This window comes from Flavobacterium sp. 9AF (assembly GCF_902506265.1).
In the GTDB taxonomy this organism is placed as follows: Bacteria; Bacteroidota; Bacteroidia; order Flavobacteriales; family Flavobacteriaceae; genus Flavobacterium.
The window spans coordinates 2311831-2330049 of the sequence record NZ_LR733556.1 but is presented as its reverse complement, the minus strand read 5'-3'; the positions used below and the strand labels follow the sequence as shown (position 1 = coordinate 2330049).

Annotated in this window: 17 protein-coding genes; all 17 read right to left on the bottom strand. The window is 30.2% G+C overall.

The genetic code is table 11. The annotated features are described in order from the left end of the window. Positions 1 to 29: 29 nt before the first annotated feature. The 17 genes from HALO113_RS10565 to HALO113_RS10485 all read right to left on the bottom strand — a co-directional run bounded on the left by HALO113_RS10565 (position 30) and on the right by HALO113_RS10485 (position 18160). Positions 30 to 602: a Crp/Fnr family transcriptional regulator gene (locus HALO113_RS10565; RefSeq protein WP_159778984.1), complete on the bottom strand. Its 573-nt coding sequence runs from the start codon at positions 600 to 602 to the stop codon at positions 30 to 32. Positions 603 to 815: 213 nt separating this feature from the next. Next, positions 816 to 1226, bottom strand: a complete 411-nt coding sequence (locus tag HALO113_RS10560; RefSeq protein WP_159778983.1) for a hypothetical protein — start codon at positions 1224 to 1226, stop codon at positions 816 to 818. Between the two features lie 417 nt (positions 1227 to 1643). Then, positions 1644 to 2153, bottom strand: coding sequence for a hypothetical protein (locus HALO113_RS10555; protein WP_159778982.1), 510 nt, complete (start codon positions 2151 to 2153; stop codon positions 1644 to 1646). Positions 2154 to 2600: 447 nt separating this feature from the next. Beyond that, positions 2601 to 2954, bottom strand: a complete 354-nt coding sequence (locus HALO113_RS10550) for a hypothetical protein (protein ID WP_159778981.1) — start codon at positions 2952 to 2954, stop codon at positions 2601 to 2603. A gap of 90 nt (positions 2955 to 3044) precedes the next feature. Continuing rightward, positions 3045 to 3470 carry a hypothetical protein gene (locus HALO113_RS10545; protein ID WP_159778980.1) on the bottom strand — a complete coding sequence of 142 codons (426 nt, stop codon included), beginning with the start codon at positions 3468 to 3470 and terminating at the stop codon, positions 3045 to 3047. 229 nt (positions 3471 to 3699) lie between these two features. Next, on the bottom strand, positions 3700 to 5376 hold the full coding sequence (locus HALO113_RS10540; protein ID WP_159778979.1) for a CocE/NonD family hydrolase: 1677 nt from the start codon (positions 5374 to 5376) through the stop codon (positions 3700 to 3702). Between the two features lie 261 nt (positions 5377 to 5637). Next, complete coding sequence (locus tag HALO113_RS10535; RefSeq protein WP_159778978.1) at positions 5638 to 6573, bottom strand: hypothetical protein; 936 nt, start codon at positions 6571 to 6573, stop codon at positions 5638 to 5640. A 30-nt stretch (positions 6574 to 6603) separates the two neighbouring features. Continuing rightward, a complete protein-coding gene (locus HALO113_RS10530; RefSeq protein ID WP_159778977.1) occupies positions 6604 to 6744 on the bottom strand; it encodes a hypothetical protein in 141 nt (46 codons plus the stop codon). A gap of 11 nt (positions 6745 to 6755) precedes the next feature. Continuing rightward, positions 6756 to 7130 carry a hypothetical protein gene (locus tag HALO113_RS10525; protein ID WP_159778976.1) on the bottom strand — a complete coding sequence of 125 codons (375 nt, stop codon included), beginning with the start codon at positions 7128 to 7130 and terminating at the stop codon, positions 6756 to 6758. 375 nt (positions 7131 to 7505) lie between these two features. After that, a complete protein-coding gene (locus HALO113_RS10520) occupies positions 7506 to 8024 on the bottom strand; it encodes a hypothetical protein (RefSeq protein ID WP_159778975.1) in 519 nt (172 codons plus the stop codon). A 423-nt stretch (positions 8025 to 8447) separates the two neighbouring features. After that, positions 8448 to 8765, bottom strand: a complete 318-nt coding sequence (locus tag HALO113_RS10515; protein ID WP_159778974.1) for a hypothetical protein — start codon at positions 8763 to 8765, stop codon at positions 8448 to 8450. Positions 8766 to 8996: 231 nt separating this feature from the next. Continuing rightward, positions 8997 to 10886 carry a UvrD-helicase domain-containing protein gene (locus HALO113_RS10510; RefSeq protein ID WP_159778973.1) on the bottom strand — a complete coding sequence of 630 codons (1890 nt, stop codon included), beginning with the start codon at positions 10884 to 10886 and terminating at the stop codon, positions 8997 to 8999. Continuing rightward, complete coding sequence (locus HALO113_RS10505; RefSeq protein ID WP_159778972.1) at positions 10883 to 13078, bottom strand: ATP-dependent endonuclease; 2196 nt, start codon at positions 13076 to 13078, stop codon at positions 10883 to 10885. The genes HALO113_RS10510 and HALO113_RS10505 overlap by 4 nt, the downstream gene beginning before the upstream one ends. Before the next feature lie 810 nt (positions 13079 to 13888). Next, positions 13889 to 14431: a hypothetical protein gene (locus HALO113_RS10500; RefSeq protein ID WP_159778971.1), complete on the bottom strand. Its 543-nt coding sequence runs from the start codon at positions 14429 to 14431 to the stop codon at positions 13889 to 13891. Positions 14432 to 14812: 381 nt separating this feature from the next. Beyond that, complete coding sequence (locus HALO113_RS10495; RefSeq protein WP_159778970.1) at positions 14813 to 15400, bottom strand: transglycosylase domain-containing protein; 588 nt, start codon at positions 15398 to 15400, stop codon at positions 14813 to 14815. A 41-nt stretch (positions 15401 to 15441) separates the two neighbouring features. Beyond that, positions 15442 to 16689 carry a T9SS type A sorting domain-containing protein gene (locus HALO113_RS10490; RefSeq protein WP_159778969.1) on the bottom strand — a complete coding sequence of 416 codons (1248 nt, stop codon included), beginning with the start codon at positions 16687 to 16689 and terminating at the stop codon, positions 15442 to 15444. A 226-nt stretch (positions 16690 to 16915) separates the two neighbouring features. Then, positions 16916 to 18160: a sulfate adenylyltransferase subunit 1 gene (locus HALO113_RS10485; RefSeq protein WP_159778968.1), complete on the bottom strand. Its 1245-nt coding sequence runs from the start codon at positions 18158 to 18160 to the stop codon at positions 16916 to 16918. Positions 18161 to 18219: the final 59 nt, after the last annotated feature.

Genomic DNA, 18219 nt, shown 5'->3' with positions numbered 1-18219 from the left:
AACGTTTTTTAGAAATTCATTCAACTATTTTAATAAATCTTCTTTTTTCTAATCTGACTTAAATATTGAGGTGTAATATTTAAAAAAGAGGCGATAAGATATTGAGGCACCCTTTGCAAAATGTGAGGACGATTCTTTATCAGTTTCTCGTATCGTTCTGTAGGTGATAAAAATATAGTATCTCTAAGTTTTGCTTCCCAACAAGTAAATAGATATTCCGCTATCAATCGTCCGGCTCTTTCATAAGCTGGATTCAACAAATACAATGCGTCTAATTCCTTTTTTGAAATAATAAGCAGTTGAGAATTTTCTAACGCTTTAAAATTTTTATTGGCAGTTCTATTATTAATAAAGGCAGGATAATCTGCTAAAAAACAACCTTCTAAACAAAAGTCTTCAATAATTTCATTTCCTTCTTTTTGATAATAAGCATAAAAAGCGCCTTGAGTTACTAAAGCTACATTCCTGCATAATTCTCCTTCTTTTAATAGATATTCACCTTTCGCAATAGACAAAGGTTTCATTTTTCTGAAAAAATCATCTAATAATTCAGTGGGAAGATTTATGATTTTGTTTATTTCATTTGCTAAAAGTGCATCCATTTTCTTAAGTTTGCGAAGAATGATTGTCTGTTAAAAACAAGTTCTATCAAATATAGGTAAAAAAGGGTATCTAAAAATAAGTTTTTCACAACTAAATGAATGCTTACATGTTGCTAAAAGCAGGAACTTTACTTAGGCATTATTTATAAACTAAAACCATAAAGAAAGCTAATCAAACCCACTTTTAGCAATAAGTAATTGTATTATTTACTATTAACTTCCTTTAACATGAATTATATTCGGTTTTTCAGAATTATATTGCACATAATGATCTCCATTACTATAAACATTACATTCATATATATCACCTGTTTCATCAGTAAAATAATAATCATAATGTACCTGAGCAGTAAAATTCAGTACAATTTTATAATATTTATACCAAGGACGGTCTTTATCTAAACTATATCTTGAAATCCCTGTTGTAGCAATAAATGAACTATCCTGAACTATCCAATCACTACTATTCGTTGCTGGCCAATCCACTTTAATACTAAATGGTACTTTATCAGAGGTAGTTTCTAATCTTTCCGCATCCTCATGATAACCTACATGATACTCTTTCCCATTTTTACTAATTCTTTTTTCCCATACAATAGTTGTGATTTCTTCTAAATTTTTCATACTGTTTACTATTTAAATTCTTACTCTATTTATTAATAGGCTTTTCAGATTCCGCCTTATGATTTGAAAGTTGATTTTCATTCTTAATGCAACACAATAAAATTCGCACATCATGATTTACAAAAATCTTTTTATAACAGGTAGTTTGATTTTATAACTTATCGTTGCTATAAAAATTAATGTATTCAAATGTAACTTTTCAATTTCTATCTACTATGCGTATTACTACTTGTTCTTACAAATGCGAAAATCTTGTAATAAAGTTCTTTCAAATCAACGAAAAGAAAAAAATCATAAATAATAAACAACTCACCTCAGTAAGATCTGAAGTAAGCCTTTTTTTTGAAAGAGTATGCAAACCAAAGACTAAATTAACCCCATAAGAAATGCTTTAAAAGCTTTTTCCTTTATTTAGTTTTATTTGCTCTCAGTATTTGTTCGCTTTAATTGGAGTTTTTCAATGTCTAAATTGTCTGTAAGTTTTATGTTTTTTGCAGAACTTTTAAAAACATCATATTGAAAAGGAGGCTCTGCCCATTCCAAAGTATATTGATAAGCATCAACAATTTGATTTTCATCATTGGTTTTAATAATTAATATATCATTAAAATCTTTTATTACACTACCTTTTCCGTCATTGTAGCTACTTCCTTTATAGGTTGCCATAAATTGATAATAATTATATTTCCCCTTTACTGGCTCAAAAGCTGCAATTATTTTTTTTGGTTTTTTAAACAAACCCAAATAGCCATCTATATCCTCTAATTTTGAATAATCAAAGTCTGCATGAGTTGCTTGTTTTTTGAGTATATAGCGTTTAGGTTCATTTAATTGAGTGAATTCATAAACCATTAGCATGGATTGGGATCTACAAGAAATTAATACAAATAAAAGTAATATTAATAATAAAGATGAGTAGCGTTTCATAACATATTTTAATCGTTTGGTTTGTGAGATGTTTTTCAAAATAGTTGCTAACATTTGGCAGCTTGATGAATTGGTGAATTTAGCAGCGCTTATTTCATTTTAGAACAAATAATAGTTGGAAATCTGAATGTTCTAATTAGCATGTGACCACATATTTCTAACAGCTATTAAAAGTATTTATTTTTTTGCAAACTTATATTTTCGATAAAACCATCCTGTATTATAGTGTTCAAATCCTAAGTCTTTCACTTTTCTATTCTTTAATTCTTTTTCCAAAAGTTGCACATTTGAAACAAAACTACTCGTTATTTCAGCAACTTTTCCTTCAAAGTCATGATTCTGAAAATTCTAACTTTGCAAACAGGAAGCAAGAATTACACACTAGGCTTAAGTCGAATTGATGAAGTGATTTCAAGCTATCTTTTTTTACTTGCTGTAGCTCATTTTCTATTCATCTATTTTCAATTCAGCCCATTCTACGACATCAAATTCGTTCCTTCTTTTCTGAGTAAAATCAGTTTTATTGTATATCAAATTAACAGAATTAGTAGTTCTATCATAAAATGTAATCCAAGGAGATAACAGTTTATCTGCAATTTCAATCATTTGATGTATCAAGTTATTGGTCGGATTACAAGTAAACACGATTGTAATCTTAAACGAATCGTCAAACTTTGGATATTTGTCTATCTGGGATAAAGAATCAATGGATAAAGTGGATAAGATTAATTCAGAAAGTTTTTGAGCCTTATCTTTATTCTTTTGATTTCGTGTAATTACTATTAATCGCAGTCTGGTCATTTGTAATCTCTAATTTAATCATTTGCAATTTACTATTTTCAACTCGTTCCAGAAAGTAAGATACATCCTACTTTAAAGAAGGTGAAAAAATTAGTAAACATCCCTTTCTTTTAACTGATGTTGTAAAGAGTTTTTTATGTTATTACGTTCTAAAGATAGTATGTTAGATTTATTTTCAGCAAATTGGATTAAATCCAAAAGACGTTTATTTAGTGATTCATTCTTTTTCAATCTTTCTATAAGTTCAGATTTCTGAACAGAATTAACACAACTATAAGTCAATACGATTATTTTATCTAATGTTTGAATGTCAATCGGATTGAGTTTTGAAGATACTTCTTCGAATCTTTCTTCAGTAATTTCTAGAACAGATATAGTAAAATTGGCTTTAATAATACTATCAAGCTCGTATAATTCTTCAAGTTTGGTCTTCTTTTTGGGTTCGAAAAGATTTTCTAGGAACTCTTGAAATTTTTCAATTAATAAACCAATTGCTATTGCTCCTCCTTTTGACATCCGTTTTATATTCGTTTTATATTCGTTTCTTAAAATTCGTAACAATACATTTTACAACCTATACAGCAATGCTAATTTTATTTTTTGACAGCTAATGCAAAGGCTTGTTTCGCTTTTAGTTTCCTTCAAATATATCTTTTTCGATTTCTTTTTACAATATTTCTTAATGTGAAAGTATGCAATCAAAAACTTTAAACTTTGAGAAACAGAGGATTAATTGTAGTCCTGACTAGTATTGCGATATAGGAATTTTAATAAAACTATCATTGTGCCATTTTATTTGTAATGGTTCTCCTGCATCTTGTATTGTTTCTTCTGATACAGCCTTTCCTGAACCATAATTGATTATTTCAAATGGATGCTTGTTGATGTTGAGCAAAATTACAAGTCGACTTCCCTTACTGATTTTTTTACTTACAAACCGTGTATTTTCAAATGGTATGTTCTCTTTTTTATTTGGTTTTAAAAGTTGTCTTTTAGAATTGTCTTTGGCATAACTAGCTCTACCAACATAACGGGTAAGAAAAAAATATTTACCATTTGGCATTAGTTCGTATAATGCTAACGAAACATCCATATCTTTTTTATTAATAGTCGTCCAAAGATTGCCTGTAAATGAACCATTAATAATGAACTCCTTTTGAAAAAGCTTTGTAGTAAAAATCAATCCGTTACTTGCATCTAATGTGTCAAATATAATTTCTGGGGTATAATAATTATTTTGGTTTTCTCTATCTTTAAAATCTATCATTTGTTTTTTAAAACTTTTTTTACTTGGTTTTTCACTTACAAGCATTGTGTGATCTAAGTAAAAAGTTAATGTATCATTGTTTATTTTCTGTAATGATGATGAGTGTCTCCATTCATTAGTTCCCATTACTTGATAATTAACTTTATCTTTAAGTAATTCAGGTTTTGGTTTTCCTTTTAAAATGAAGTCAAGCCAGTCATAAGCTAATTTCTCCATACTAATATTGGCAACACTATCAATTTCATAGCCCATTATGTTTTTTGAAGGTCTGCGTTGTCCACCAAAATGGTCGTAAGGACCAATTACAAAATAATGATTCGCCTTTTTATTGTATTGATTGTGCAGTTTGAAATATTGCATAGCTCCAATTTGAGAACCATCATAATAGCCTGTCGTTGTTAAGATAGGAATATCTATTTTTGAGTATTCGTTAGGTGTGGGTACCATGGATTGCCAGTAACTATCATAAGCTGGATGAGATAGCCAATTTTGGAAAATTGAATTTTGAATTCCTGCTAAACTATCAAGTTTGTTGTAAGCTATCCCCTTATTGAAATAGTCAAATGGTAAACCTCTTGGCAAAAATTTATTTTTATAAATATTGTCATTGCTCCAACTTAAAATATGAGATAACGGAACATTGTTTTCCATTGGAAAATCATATCCTGGCATAACAGCCACTTGAGGAACAATCGTTTTTAAAGCAGGATGACTATTTTTTACAGCAGCCCATTGTGAAAAACCTGTATAACTACCACTATACATTCCTACGTTTCCATCGCACCATTTTTGTTTACTAATCCAATCAATTATATCATAAACATCTGTTCCTTCGTTTTCAAAAGGTTTGTATTCTTTTAAGTTTGTTTTAATCCCTCGAGCATATGCTATAACTCCTACATAATCTCTATCGGCTGATTTTTTACCAAATAAGGCATCGCTTGCATCCTGATAATAGGTTGTATAAAACAAAATAGCTGGCAATGGATGTGTATTTGTCTTTTTTTGAACTATTATTGCTGAAATATCAACTCCACTTCTTGTTGGAATAAGTACACTATCCCGAATGATATAAATACTATCATGTTGAGATTGCTGTTGACCAAACATTATTGAACTAATTGTCAAAATAAAAACGGTTAGTAAAAATCTCATAATTTATTATAGTTTGTCATTTGTTGTCTCGTTTGTTACGCTTGCCTCTCACTTATTTATACATCTAAAAATATCACTAATCTACCCTTTTTTTGAAAAGAAATACAAAGGCATGTTTCACTTTTAGTTTTCTCCAAATATACTTTTTTTGATTTCTTTTATAATACAGGTTTACACGCTACTTAAAATAAAAAACTCAGTCTTTATTGTACAAAGAGAATAAGCCTTTACTTATAATCATTGTTTTGCGGTTGGTTTTTGTTATTCAAATTTAGATATTACTTTGTTTTTGTCTTTCAAAAATATACTTAATTCGTTTCTATTTCTAAATGGGTGGAGCAATATTTTATTCCCAAAATCAAAAATGCTTAAAGGGGCGTAACTTTCGTTGTCCATTTTTATTAATTCTTTTTCCTCATGGTTGGTTCCCTCTAAATAATAGAAAGCATTTTTATCCACAAAAATCAAAATATCATTTTCATTTAAATATTCATGATAAAAATAGTCTGTTACTTCAAATACATATTCTTGTCTATCACTATTAATATGATTGTATTCAAATAAAAATTTATCATTTTGCCAATAAATTTCGATTCCAAAATGGTCTTGCTTTTTGATAGGGATTTTATCAGAGATTATGTCATTAATCAATTCCGACTTTGATGTAATGATTTTAGTAATTAAATCATCATTTGTTGCTATGGTTCGCAATGAATCTAGTAATGCTTCATCTTCATTATCATTTAGACCAATTGTTTTCTTGGAAACGTAATTGTTTGTTTTATCTTTATTATTTATAGTGAATTCCACAAATTTTAAAGTATTTACAATAGAAATTCTGTCTGCACAAATTCTAATAGATAGACCTGAGTTATTTGATTCATTATTGTATTCCGATTTAATCCCACCGATTATTTTGTAGTTCGAGTTATTGTATTCCAACAGATACAAATCATTTTTATATATGTTTCTGTAGTCTTGTACATATTCAATAAAGACCGTGTCTTTGTAATGCAAACGATCAGATAGTTTTTGAGATAATTGACCAATAATTTGGATTTTATCAATATCAGAATATTCAAATCCTGTTTTTATACTGATTTTCACATTACCATATATTTTTTGCATCAATATACCTTTATGAGCAAAGCAATTCAAAGAAAAGAATACTACTAAAATTCCAATTTTAAATTTCATTCTCTGTTTTTTAATAGTTGAGGCAAAACGTTACACAGCTCCTTGTAGTAGCAAATAAGTAGCACAATTATTTCTAGCTAAGATACGTTTTTTAGTAAAAAATCGAACGTGTTTTCTATTGTAAATGTAGCAATTGCTCCAAACCACTGTTATGCGTTCGGCTTTTATCATTTTCTATTTCTTTATGGTAAAAGCCAAAACCTCCATCCATACCAATATTGACTATAATAATATCCAAAATTTTTATAATCTGTATTATAATCAAGGTTTTTGGTTTTCAATATATTTATATAGTCATTTTCTTCTTCAAAAGTTTTGACGGAATTATTGACCAAGTCATAGACGAAATAGCTTCCTTCATAATTTTCATTTCCTTCACTAATAAAGCCATATACAAAATCATCTGCTATTATGAATCTGTCAATTTCTATCATACTTATTGGTCCTTCATCTTGGATATATGCTTGCATTCCATCTACTTCTTGAATTGCTTTTCCGTGTCCGATAGGAATTCTTGCACTGTCACCAAGTCCGTGGTCACCAAAGTGAGAAAACATAAAAAAGAAAAGAAAAATAGATATACATAGACCGCTTAAAACCCAAAGTTTAAGCTTTATCTTTGAAACTCTGTCGAACCAAGAATTTGGTTTATAAATTGCAATTATTTTAAAAACCAAAAGTGTTAAGCTTGCATAAATACAGCTTAAAATTGATATTTTAATTAGTTCAAATAAGAGGTGAAATAATGCCATTTCTTTTTTTTCTATTTTCCGTACAGTTTTTTAAGCTGATGCATATCGGTTTCGGGCTTTGCATTCGGGCGGGTTTTAGAGCTGATTATTTTCTGTTAAAGATAAAATTTCTTACGATTTATAAACGTGAATTTACTACAAAATTCGCAATCTTGTCAAACGCTTGTTAGCAGAAGTTTATTATTCAAAAAAAACATCGTCAATTTGTAGATTTTCAGGGTTGATTTCTACAGTAATGCTGCGCTCGTCTCTATGTTTATCATCAGTAAAACCCAATACAATTTCATATTTTTCATTATAGATAATTTCGTCGTTTTCAAAATCCCAGAAATCTTTTCTCCATTCTATTCCAATACTATCTAAATAAATTTCATTGCAAAGTCTTTTTCTTTCTTTTTCTCTTTTCTCAGGTTTCCAATGTTTAAGTGATTCATCGCTAAGTTTTTGAGATATTTCGACTTTATAATTCTCAAATTCATTTTTATTTAAGAAGTTAATTAACTTGATAAATAAATTTTCTAAATGAGTGAATTTTTCAAATCTATTAGTTCTCAGTTCATTAATGATCTTTTTTTCAACTGTGTTAGTAATCGCATATTGAATTCCAATTATATTAGGCAAGAAATCAAATTTGTAATCTCCATCAAAATAATCCTCTGATATTTTAGTATTTTTTAATATTTTACTTTCAAAATTCATATTTGTTTTTTGAATCGAATCTTCCTTAAATTTCTGCTAACGGTCCGCCGCTAAAGAAAGTGGCGTAACCCAAAACCAAGTTTACAAATAGTCTTTCCAATTTGTACGCCAATATTTTTTAATTAGACTGTAATCTTCAAACGGCAGTATAAACCTCAGCTGGGCATAACTAGTATATACACGCTACTCAATAGCGCCAATCTACCTTTTTTAGGATGTATATACCAAGGTTTGTTTCACTTTTAGCATATTCCAAATATACCTTTTCCAACTTCTTTTTACAATAAGCAGGCATACATTTTTTTACTTATTACTTTAAAGCTATAAGACTTTGTGGAGCGCGAACGGATTACACCCGAGGCTTCAGCCGAATAGACTAAGTAAATCCGTGCTATCGGGTTATCGGGAGTCCGAAAAATAACTTTATTGACTTTTTAGAACTAATTCACAAAAGATTTGATTCGTTTTTACAGTCCATTTTTCATTTTGAGGTTTATATTTTAATGGAGACACAATTCCAGATTGTCTCTTGATTTTGGATAAAGTGTAACCATTTTTTTTAATACAAATAGTCACACTATCAATCAGGACAATTTCTAAATCATCAGGAACGTAACTATCGTTAGACTCCAAATAGTGGAAGACTTTATCAAAATTGACTTTAGAAAAACATGCTTCTTTTTCTGATTTTTTGCAACCAAGAATTATTGATAAGAAAAAGAGTATTAAACATTCTTTCATTGAAACAGTATTTTTTTATCCAGCTACACAAAGCCAGGAGAATTTACGCTAAATTATAAAAACCATTGATTTAACTATTTTATAAATGATTTTTTTGTGTTAGTAAATTAACGAACAGTTATTAATTAGGCCTCAAAGACGGGAGACTTTGCAGAGCTAGGGGCTGGAAAAAAAACACTTTAAGTGGCTGAAAATTAGGCAATTGCGCTTACTTGCTGTTATAAAAAGTACTTATTTCAATAATTCTATTTCATCTTCTTTAAACCATTCTAAAGCCAATAAATTAATTTTTAGTTGGTCAGGTTGGTCTGTATAAGCAACAATTGCTAGACTTTTTTTTGCTCTACTACATGCCACATAGAAAAGTCTTGATGTACGATCTATTCCAGTTTCTTTTCCTACCGCAATATTATCTTTATCTCCTTTTGTTAACTCTTTTATTCCGAAAAGTTTGTCATAACTAAACATAAACCCTTTAGATTCTTCATCATCAACTATTACCATTACTCTTTCGAATTCCAAACCTTTAACACCTTGATGTGTACCGAAGTTAGAACTGTCCGATATGTAATTATTATAATTAATTATTTCGACAAAATTAGCATCGAGAGCTAAATCCCAAGCCAATAATGCTTCATCATCATTTTCATTTTCTTCTTCACCTTCGCTTTTTAACCTTTCAATAGAAATTTTAAGTTCGTTTGGAATTTTGAAAATTCCAGTTTTGGAAACCTCTATAATTATTTCTTTTAAAGTTGGCTGGTTATCATTATCCCATAATTTTAATAAACTATCGACATTAGTTTTAGCATTATTAAGAATTGTTTTTTTATCTGTTTCTTTAATTATATAATCTTTATCAAATATTGGTGATTCAAGTTTTACGATATTAAAGATTTCAAATTTATTCCCTTCTTTATGAGCATTATACAAAGGTAATACTATCTTCGTAAAGAAGTTAACAGAAGAAAGAGTTCCTTCTAATAAACCTTGCTTTAATCTGTCGACATTATATAGTGGCGTAAAAAAGTTATTAAACCTCATTCTTATAGCTGCCATATGATGCTCTAGTGTAAGAACTTTTACAGGAACATCATTTTTATCTTTCGAGATTAATTTGTCAATCCATTTTTTGTCGCCTGTAAAATCATACATTTTTTGTTTAATTGATTCTTCAGTCTCTATTTTATTTATACCGCGAGTAACTATGAATAATTTAACCTTCCCTCCAGAATTTTCAACACGAGCTAATTGTTGTTGTCCATCAATATCCATTCTTATTTTATTGTTCAATTCAATAATTCTAGATTTTGACCTATGATTCATTTGCTTTATTGGTTTTAACCAATCTTCAGATAAGTCTTCACCAAGTCTTTCTTTGCCATCACTGTATATACGTTGCATCGTATCACCAAACAATCCCAACATAAATGAATTTTTATATTGAAATTGAACCATAAATAAAGCCTCAATTAAATCCTTTTTAGTATCTTGACTTTCATCGATTAATACAATTGGATACTTGTTAGTCAAAATTTGTTTAAATAGATTTTTGGATGTTAGAAAAGAACATGCAATAGAAATAACTTCAGAATGATTTAGTGATGCTTTCGAGTAATTGTCACCATTTGGATTATATACAAATTTAGAAATTGATAATAGAGCAGTTAATCGTTTTTCTTTCGATTCTAATTTTTTTCTATTCGATATGGCTGTTTTATTATTAGGATCTCGAGCTCTTGACAATTTATCTTCTAGGTCAATTATTGATTCATTAATGTCTTGCTCAATCCATTTTTTTATATCTATTGTAAAGTTTTTAATTAACTCCCAACAGAAACTATGTATTGTACTGACTTCAAAAATTGAATCGTACGAAAGTCTATGATTGATTTCTTCCGCTGCTGCATTGGTATAAGTTATTATGGCAATTTTTTTATTGCGTATTTTATAATCATAACCGTATGATTCTTTAAATTTAGTTAAAACATTTACCAAGGTTCTTGTTTTCCCAGAACCAGCTCCTGCAAAAAGGAAAAAACTTTTTAATGATTTTGGATTTAAACAGTTGAAAATATCTTCGTCAACTTTTTTATCAATATCGTTGTCTTTTGCTATCATTTTATTGGAGTTTCTTGTTCTGCAATATTTTTTATTGGTTGTAAAAAATTCTCCAACCAATCTAAACCTTCTTTTATATATGTTGGTACATTTAGCTCTTCAGGAGCTTCTAGATACATTACGTCAAGGGCAAATTCAGCCTTCTTTACACCACTGCTGTTTATAGCTTCATAAGCCATTTTAGCAGAATTGATAGTATTAGGTTCATTAACAGCTTGAACCATCTTTTTTAATAAACCTGAAGTTGCATTTATTGCTTTAAATTTTTCAATATTTTCTAGAACAAGAGCATCTTCAAATGTATATGGATAAACTTTTACACCTGCAATATCAATTTCAGTTTGATAGGCAACTCTAACTGGATAATCTTTTAATAGCTTATCCTCTATCTTTAGACTAATTAAATCATCAATATTTGTTAAATTCGGATTCCAATTTTTTAAAGTATCATTATTAGTAATTTGATTTACACCTATTTTTGGTTGACACTTCTTAAAACTTTCTTTTGGAGGGGTTGTTGAATTATCTATTTGTTTTTCTTGGGAGTCAAGGTCAGTGATAATTAAAGTAGCTAAACCTAATTTTTTTATAAGTGGCTTTAACCTATGAGCATGACTTCCTCCAATTTCTAAAATAGTAATGTAACAACTATCAAGAACATTATGGTAATTTCTAATAAAATGTGGTATAAGCATTCTTTCTGCAGGTCCTTCCACTAAAATAGCCGCATCTGCAAAAAATAAATCATTGTGAGTTGTGTTTAGATATCTTATTACAAATTTTTCAGTTTCTTTTTCTTCTTTAATATAAGAATCGAAAACGGATTTTAAACTCAATACATCTGTAGTTGGTGTTGAATTAGCAGTATTATTTCTTTTAAAGTATCTTAAACTTTCAAATTTTTGATGAGCTATATAACTAGAATGTGTACTGATTACTAATTGTGTAGTAAACTCTTTATTTGCACCTAAATTTCCATGATTTCTTAATATTTCATACGCTTTTTTTATAAAAACTTGTTGCACTTGTGCATGTAAATGAGCTTCTGGTTCTTCAATCAGTACTAAGTGAATAGGTTCTATAATATCATCATGTTCAAATGTCTTTTTACCTTTCCTCATCCATTCATCTCGGTATCCAATTAATTTAAAAACGATAGAAATTAAGTTCTGATAGCCAAGTCCATTATATTTTTCTGGTAAGGATAGCCCTTCTAATAAATTATACCTTACAGCTGATTCATGATCTAGTCCATCAGTGGCTTTAATAAGAGATGATAATGTAATTTGGGGATTACCAAAACCAGGATAATTTAAAACTTTTAGTTCTTCAAGAGGTGCTTCAAAACTTGAAGTTAAGTTTTTATCAAAAGTATTTTGAGCTTCATTTAATTTTTCAATTGCTACTAGATCTTGTTCATTTGGGTCAATTGATGGATTTAAATGGCTTTCATAATATGAACGAAGTTGAGAAGATAATGATTTAGTACTATTTGCCTCTGGAGTGTCAGAATTTGCGTCACTAAATCCCCGTTGAGCATTTATTGTATTTATTTTAATTAGTCCATTTAGAGGATTTCCTTCAAGTTCGATATTGTTGTCTGAAATATTCTGGTCCTCGTCATGTTTATCCGGGTCCAATAGATATGATTTCACCTCAAATAACGTATTCAACTTTTTTTCGCAAAACTGCCAAAAATCAGCAGGCCAAAGCTCTATATTTTTACCTGTCTTTGTTATTAAGTCTACTATTTTCTTTCTCGATAGAACATATTCTTCAACTAATGATTCTAAGTTTTTTGGCTGTAAAATAAGCCTTATACCTATTAATCCTCCGCTCCAATCTAATGACGGAATTATATGACTTACATATCTTAATTCTGAAATATCAACATTAAACCATAAATCTAACGAAGGTAAATGAGGCTCTAATAATTTAAAGCTTTTTTCTTCTTCTTCTATTGTTTCTTTAGTAACCCAACTTTCAGCAATTTTTTTTAACTCTGTCCAATTTGTGATTGTAAAATCCTGAGTCTTAAATTGTTTACGCCCAAGGAAAGTTATAAGCGCATCCATAGCGGTAGTTTTTCCACTATTGTTTGCACCAACAAATAATGTTTCTTTATCGGAAAACTCAATTTTACAATTTTTAAGTTTTCTAAAATTTTTGATTCTTACAAAGTCAATTTTCATGGTTTATTTTAAATGAGTAGTGTTAGTAGCATTTCCCATAACTAGTATATACAAGCTACTCAATGCGTCAATTTACTTTTTAGAGTGTATATGCAAAGGTTATTTCAGTATTTCCAAATATAACTTTTTCAACCTCTACCCACAATACGTATTTATACGTATTTTTCACCCTTTTTTATACGTATTTATACGTACAAAAAAACATTTTAGTAAGAAATTTAGTTAACTATAAGAAAAAGAAACTGGCAAAAAGAGTACGAATCGACCAGCACCCTATAAAAACGTTCAACAACCTACTCTGTTCTAAAATTGTACTACTCAGATAGCCTAACTCCTACTCAGATGGCTTCGCTAAAACTCTAATAGTTTTAAACTATTCCAATCAAAAACAATACATTATAAAAAATATTTTATACCGGTTTGTACCACTACTTTTATATAGGTAAGATAAAAAACAGCGTTTTTTGGTAAAAAATAAGCACTCAATAAGCCCTTTTTGTGAGTTAAAACGCTATTCAACCAAAACCTTGGGAAGAAAAATAAAATTAAAAACGGTTCTCTAAACCTTCCGATTAGCATCGGAACACTCGAACTGATGGTTGCAATAACTGCATCCATACAAATTTTAATACAATAGAATTATAAAAACTTCCTATAAAGCACTTTACTTCTCAACACTATTTTGCGTCAGTTCGAGTGATTTTTGACCAAAACCTTGGGAAGAAAATGGTATCGAGAACCAGAAAAATAGCACTATACTTCTAATTAACTTCAAAAAAAAAGGAACCATAACGATTCCTTTGCCATATATTACGAATACTGTTTTTCTTTGACAACCGTACCATCTGCTGCATAGGTTTTCCAAACACCTCTTTTCTTACCATTCCAATTTTCTCCTTCTTGATACAAATACCTTTTTTGTAACGCTTTATCATATCGATACGTGCGCTCTTTTCTTTTAAAAAGCAAATGCCCGTTAGATTCAAAAAACTCGGTTAAATTTTTAGCGGTTGTATCTAATTCATAGGTCACTGATTCAGAACTAATCCATCCGTCTTTATTATAAGTAACAAAAGTTAAGACATTTCCATACAAACCAAACACAACGGTACTTATTTTGTTTCCCTTTCGGTCATAATGAGTCCATTCTCCTGTATAAGTTTCATAAGGCTTTTTCATATAACAATATTGTATTGCTGGACCTTTCCATTCCACAGTGTTTACCTTATAAAAAAGAGTAATACTGTCTAAAGGTGTGCCTTCTAATTCGCTTACCAAAGCAATAAAGCGTTCGGTATGTTGGGCGTATCCAAATTGACATAGCAAAATGAAAAGCAATAGTTTTTTTATCATGATATAATATTATTTAATGAATTACTTTACTTCTCAACACTATTTTGCGTCAGTTCGAGTGATTTTCGACCAACACTTTGGGAAGAAAATTGTATCGAGAACCAGAAAAATAGTAATAAAAAACCGTTCTCAAGACCTTCCGATTCGCATCGGAACACTCGAACTGACGTTTTTAATAACTGCATCCATACAAAATTTTAATAAAATAGAATTATAAAAACTTCCTATAAAGCACGTTACCTCTAAACACTATTTTTCGTCAGTTCGAGTGATTTTCGACCAACACTTTGGGAAGAAAATTGTATCGAGAACCAGAAAAATAGTAATAAAAAACCGTTCTCAAAACCTTCCGATTCGCATCGGAACACTCGAACGGATGTTTTATTTCCTTAATAAAACCGCTTTTCGCTGTTCTAATCTTTCCCTGCCTTTTTCTCGCAACAAATTAAAATAACTGGAGTTTTCCATCATAAGCAACAAATCCAACACTTCGCTATCGGTTAATGAAGCTAAGTCTTTCTGGAAATACTGTTTGCTAGCAGCTACAACACCCATAGCACCATTAGCAAAATTTATCTTTTGTAAAGCAAAATCCAAACATTTTTTTCCACCCACTTTACGAGTCGCTTCATACATAAAAATAGGAGGTGCAAATCGGTTGTAAGCATCAAAATAACCAGGATGCACATAAATGGTTTCGCAAGCACAAGGCTTTGGTTTACCAAAAAACCGAGACAACAAAGAAGCGGTATAGCCACGTTCCAATCCGTTCGGATTGATTTTCTCATATTGCTCATAAAAAGATTCTGGTAAAGCGGGTGCTGCCTGTATCGATGCAAAAACCTTTTCCTGTTTCGCTGGGGTCATTACCGAGTCAATTCCATTTCTTAAATAAATATAAAAACCCAACAAGAATAACAATCCAAAAGACAACGCAAATACAAGGGTATTTCTAATTTTTTTTCGCATGACTTTCAATGCTATTTTTTTGATAAAGCAATCTCCCAAAATTATTGTTTGATTAGTTTACTCAACTGAAAAACACCACTATTGGGTTTAGAAATTCTAATAAAATAAAATCCCGAATGCATATCAGAAAGCAATAAATTCTTTTGTAAAACGCCTTGTTTTATCATTTTTCCTGTAGTATCATAAATTACAAAGTCTAACGCACCATCATGTAAAAAAGTAACTTGATGGGTTGCTGGGTTTGGATAAAAAGCAAATTCTTGATTGGTATGTACCACATCAACATCTAAAGTACAACTGCTATTCATAGGAGTAAATGTAGCAATCCCAGAGGAAGCATCATCATAAGCATCGTATATCTTTGCAGCAACAACATTTGTATCGGAACTACACCAACAATTATTAGAAATATCTATAGGGTAACTATTTAAATATTTGAAATTGTATTCCGAATTATTACAAATCGTATTATCATGAATAGGGTTTCCTGAAATTTGTAATGGATAAGTCAATTCAATCCCAACAACGTTATTTTCTACTGTAGAGTGAGTCATGAAAAACCCATTTACCATGTTAATTCCTAAAACATTATCATGAATATGACAATAACTTACTTCTCCTTTCATGCTTACGGCTCTTATACTAAAATTATAAAATTCACAATTCGTAACATGCATATTTGGTGTAGATTCCCAACAATGTATTCCTTTTTCTCCATTGGAAAAAACACTATTAGTTACAGTTACATTTTGAGCATAAATGTATGCATAGGTATTATCATGAACACTTAGGTTATCCAAAATTACAGTATGTGTAGAATTACCATCGTGCCCATAAAAAGCAAAATCATTATATCGAATTTCAGAATCAACAATATTTAAAATTTCACCACTTGAAGGATTCTTGATTTCCATAAATCTAGTTGCATATTCTCCTATAAGATTAGAACCTAAAATTTTACCTCCTTGAGAATTTTCTATTTGAATTCCATACCAATCTCCTTTTGTAGGAGTTAAAGCATTTGAAGTAAAAGTTATTTTATCTTGGGCAGTCCCATTACAATAAAGCGGTCCTCTAAGAATTAACTTAGCGGCTACATTAAATTTTACTACAACACCTGGTTCAATAGTTAGAGAATAACCAGGAAACAAAGCAACATCTCCAGTTAAAACATAAGGACTGCCACTAACTGTCCAAATAGTATTACTAAAAATTCCTCCACTTACATTCGTTTGACTAAAAGCAAAATGAAATGAAACAAAGAATAACAGAAGTAATGTTTTTTTCATACAAAATAAAATTAAAGCAATTCATATAACTTTTTATCTTGAAAAGTTTCTTTTTCAGGATCTTAACAAAGATATATTAAACTTTTAAACATTTTAAAACAAATGAATGCATATCCGTATTTATTTAAACTACAACTGAATTATTCAAGTGTTTTATCTTGTTATAAAAAAATCCCTAAAGCAAAATACCTTAGGGATTATCCACCAAATTATAAATGACACTCAACTATTGAACAAAGCCAACAGCAACCGTGTTATTCGTTTGTGTATCAATTAAAATAAAAGCCCCATTTGCTTTATTCGTTGCAAAAGCATCCAAATACATGGGGTTGGCCAATTTTAATTGTACCAATGCAATATCGTTTAATTTCAATTCGTGTGAAGCTACATGCTCTAATGGATTTTCGGGTTGGATTAAATACTCAATCTCTTGAATCTTACACACTCCTGTGCGCGAACCCGTTTGTATATGATATTTCGCTGAAGTGTTCGCAGCTTTTTCATCTAACCAAACCAAGCGGGCTTTTAACTCTTTAGCAAAAAGATGGTCCTGACTTTCTTTTACGAATAACATGCCCCGACTGATATCAATATCATCTTTCAAACGCACTTGAATTGAATCTCCGGTGTGCGCTTCGTCTAAAGTGTTGGTAAACTTACGTACTTCCACTACTTCAGAAGCTTTTCCAGAAGGTAAAATCGTTAACGTTTCGCCTACTTTTACACTCCCCGAACTAATTCTTCCCGCATAAGCTCTATAATCAACAAAATTTTCATTTTGTACATGATATACTTGTTGTACATCCATACGGAAAGGTTTCTTATCTTCTTCTTTTTTGTTGAAACCATGCAATACGGTAGACAAAGTTTCTCCTTTGTACCAATCCATTTGCTTAGAAAAATGCACCACATTATCCCCTTTTAAAGAACTTATAGGAATAATGGCAATCTCTTGTTCCAATGGTTCTAATTGTTTAATCATTTTGTCAATATCAGCAGCAATGTTCAAATACACGTCTTCACTATAATCGACCAAATCCATTTTGTTGATACAAAACACCACCGATTGCAAACGCAACAAGCGACTGATAAAATAATGACGGTGGGTTTGTTCCAATAACCCCTTACGAGCATCAATCAAGATAATCGATAAATCGGAATTGGACGCTCCGGTTACCATGTTACGGGTATATTCAATATGCCCTGGACTATCGGCAATAATAAACTTTCTCACGGCTGAAGAAAAATAGATATGCGCGACATCTATGGTAATCCCTTGCTCTCTTTCTGCAATTAATCCATCGGTAATCACCGAAAAATCTAAATCTTCTAATCCTTTTTCTTTTGTTTTCTTGCGCACCAACTCTTCTTGTTCAATCGTTAGTGCATTGTTATCGTAAAGGAAGCGCCCTATTAAGGTACTTTTTCCATCATCTACACTTCCTGCTGTATTTATTTTTAGTAATTCCATTTGTTTTATTCGATAGTTTGATTATTGGATGGTTTGATTGGTAGATTATTGAGTAGGCC

Coding starts and splice junctions, on each gene's coding strand:
- HALO113_RS10565 (WP_159778984.1), bottom strand. CDS start 602: ATGGATGCACTTTTAGCAAATGAAATAAACAAAATCATAAATCTTCCC.
- HALO113_RS10560 (WP_159778983.1), bottom strand. CDS start 1,226: ATGAAAAATTTAGAAGAAATCACAACTATTGTATGGGAAAAAAGAATT.
- HALO113_RS10555 (WP_159778982.1), bottom strand. CDS start 2,153: ATGAAACGCTACTCATCTTTATTATTAATATTACTTTTATTTGTATTA.
- HALO113_RS10550 (WP_159778981.1), bottom strand. CDS start 2,954: ATGACCAGACTGCGATTAATAGTAATTACACGAAATCAAAAGAATAAA.
- HALO113_RS10545 (WP_159778980.1), bottom strand. CDS start 3,470: ATGTCAAAAGGAGGAGCAATAGCAATTGGTTTATTAATTGAAAAATTT.
- HALO113_RS10540 (WP_159778979.1), bottom strand. CDS start 5,376: ATGAGATTTTTACTAACCGTTTTTATTTTGACAATTAGTTCAATAATG.
- HALO113_RS10535 (WP_159778978.1), bottom strand. CDS start 6,573: ATGAAATTTAAAATTGGAATTTTAGTAGTATTCTTTTCTTTGAATTGC.
- HALO113_RS10530 (WP_159778977.1), bottom strand. CDS start 6,744: ATGATAAAAGCCGAACGCATAACAGTGGTTTGGAGCAATTGCTACATT.
- HALO113_RS10525 (WP_159778976.1), bottom strand. CDS start 7,130: ATGTTTTCTCACTTTGGTGACCACGGACTTGGTGACAGTGCAAGAATT.
- HALO113_RS10520 (WP_159778975.1), bottom strand. CDS start 8,024: ATGAATTTTGAAAGTAAAATATTAAAAAATACTAAAATATCAGAGGAT.
- HALO113_RS10515 (WP_159778974.1), bottom strand. CDS start 8,765: ATGAAAGAATGTTTAATACTCTTTTTCTTATCAATAATTCTTGGTTGC.
- HALO113_RS10510 (WP_159778973.1), bottom strand. CDS start 10,886: ATGATAGCAAAAGACAACGATATTGATAAAAAAGTTGACGAAGATATT.
- HALO113_RS10505 (WP_159778972.1), bottom strand. CDS start 13,078: ATGAAAATTGACTTTGTAAGAATCAAAAATTTTAGAAAACTTAAAAAT.
- HALO113_RS10500 (WP_159778971.1), bottom strand. CDS start 14,431: ATGATAAAAAAACTATTGCTTTTCATTTTGCTATGTCAATTTGGATAC.
- HALO113_RS10495 (WP_159778970.1), bottom strand. CDS start 15,400: ATGCGAAAAAAAATTAGAAATACCCTTGTATTTGCGTTGTCTTTTGGA.
- HALO113_RS10490 (WP_159778969.1), bottom strand. CDS start 16,689: ATGAAAAAAACATTACTTCTGTTATTCTTTGTTTCATTTCATTTTGCT.
- HALO113_RS10485 (WP_159778968.1), bottom strand. CDS start 18,160: ATGGAATTACTAAAAATAAATACAGCAGGAAGTGTAGATGATGGAAAA.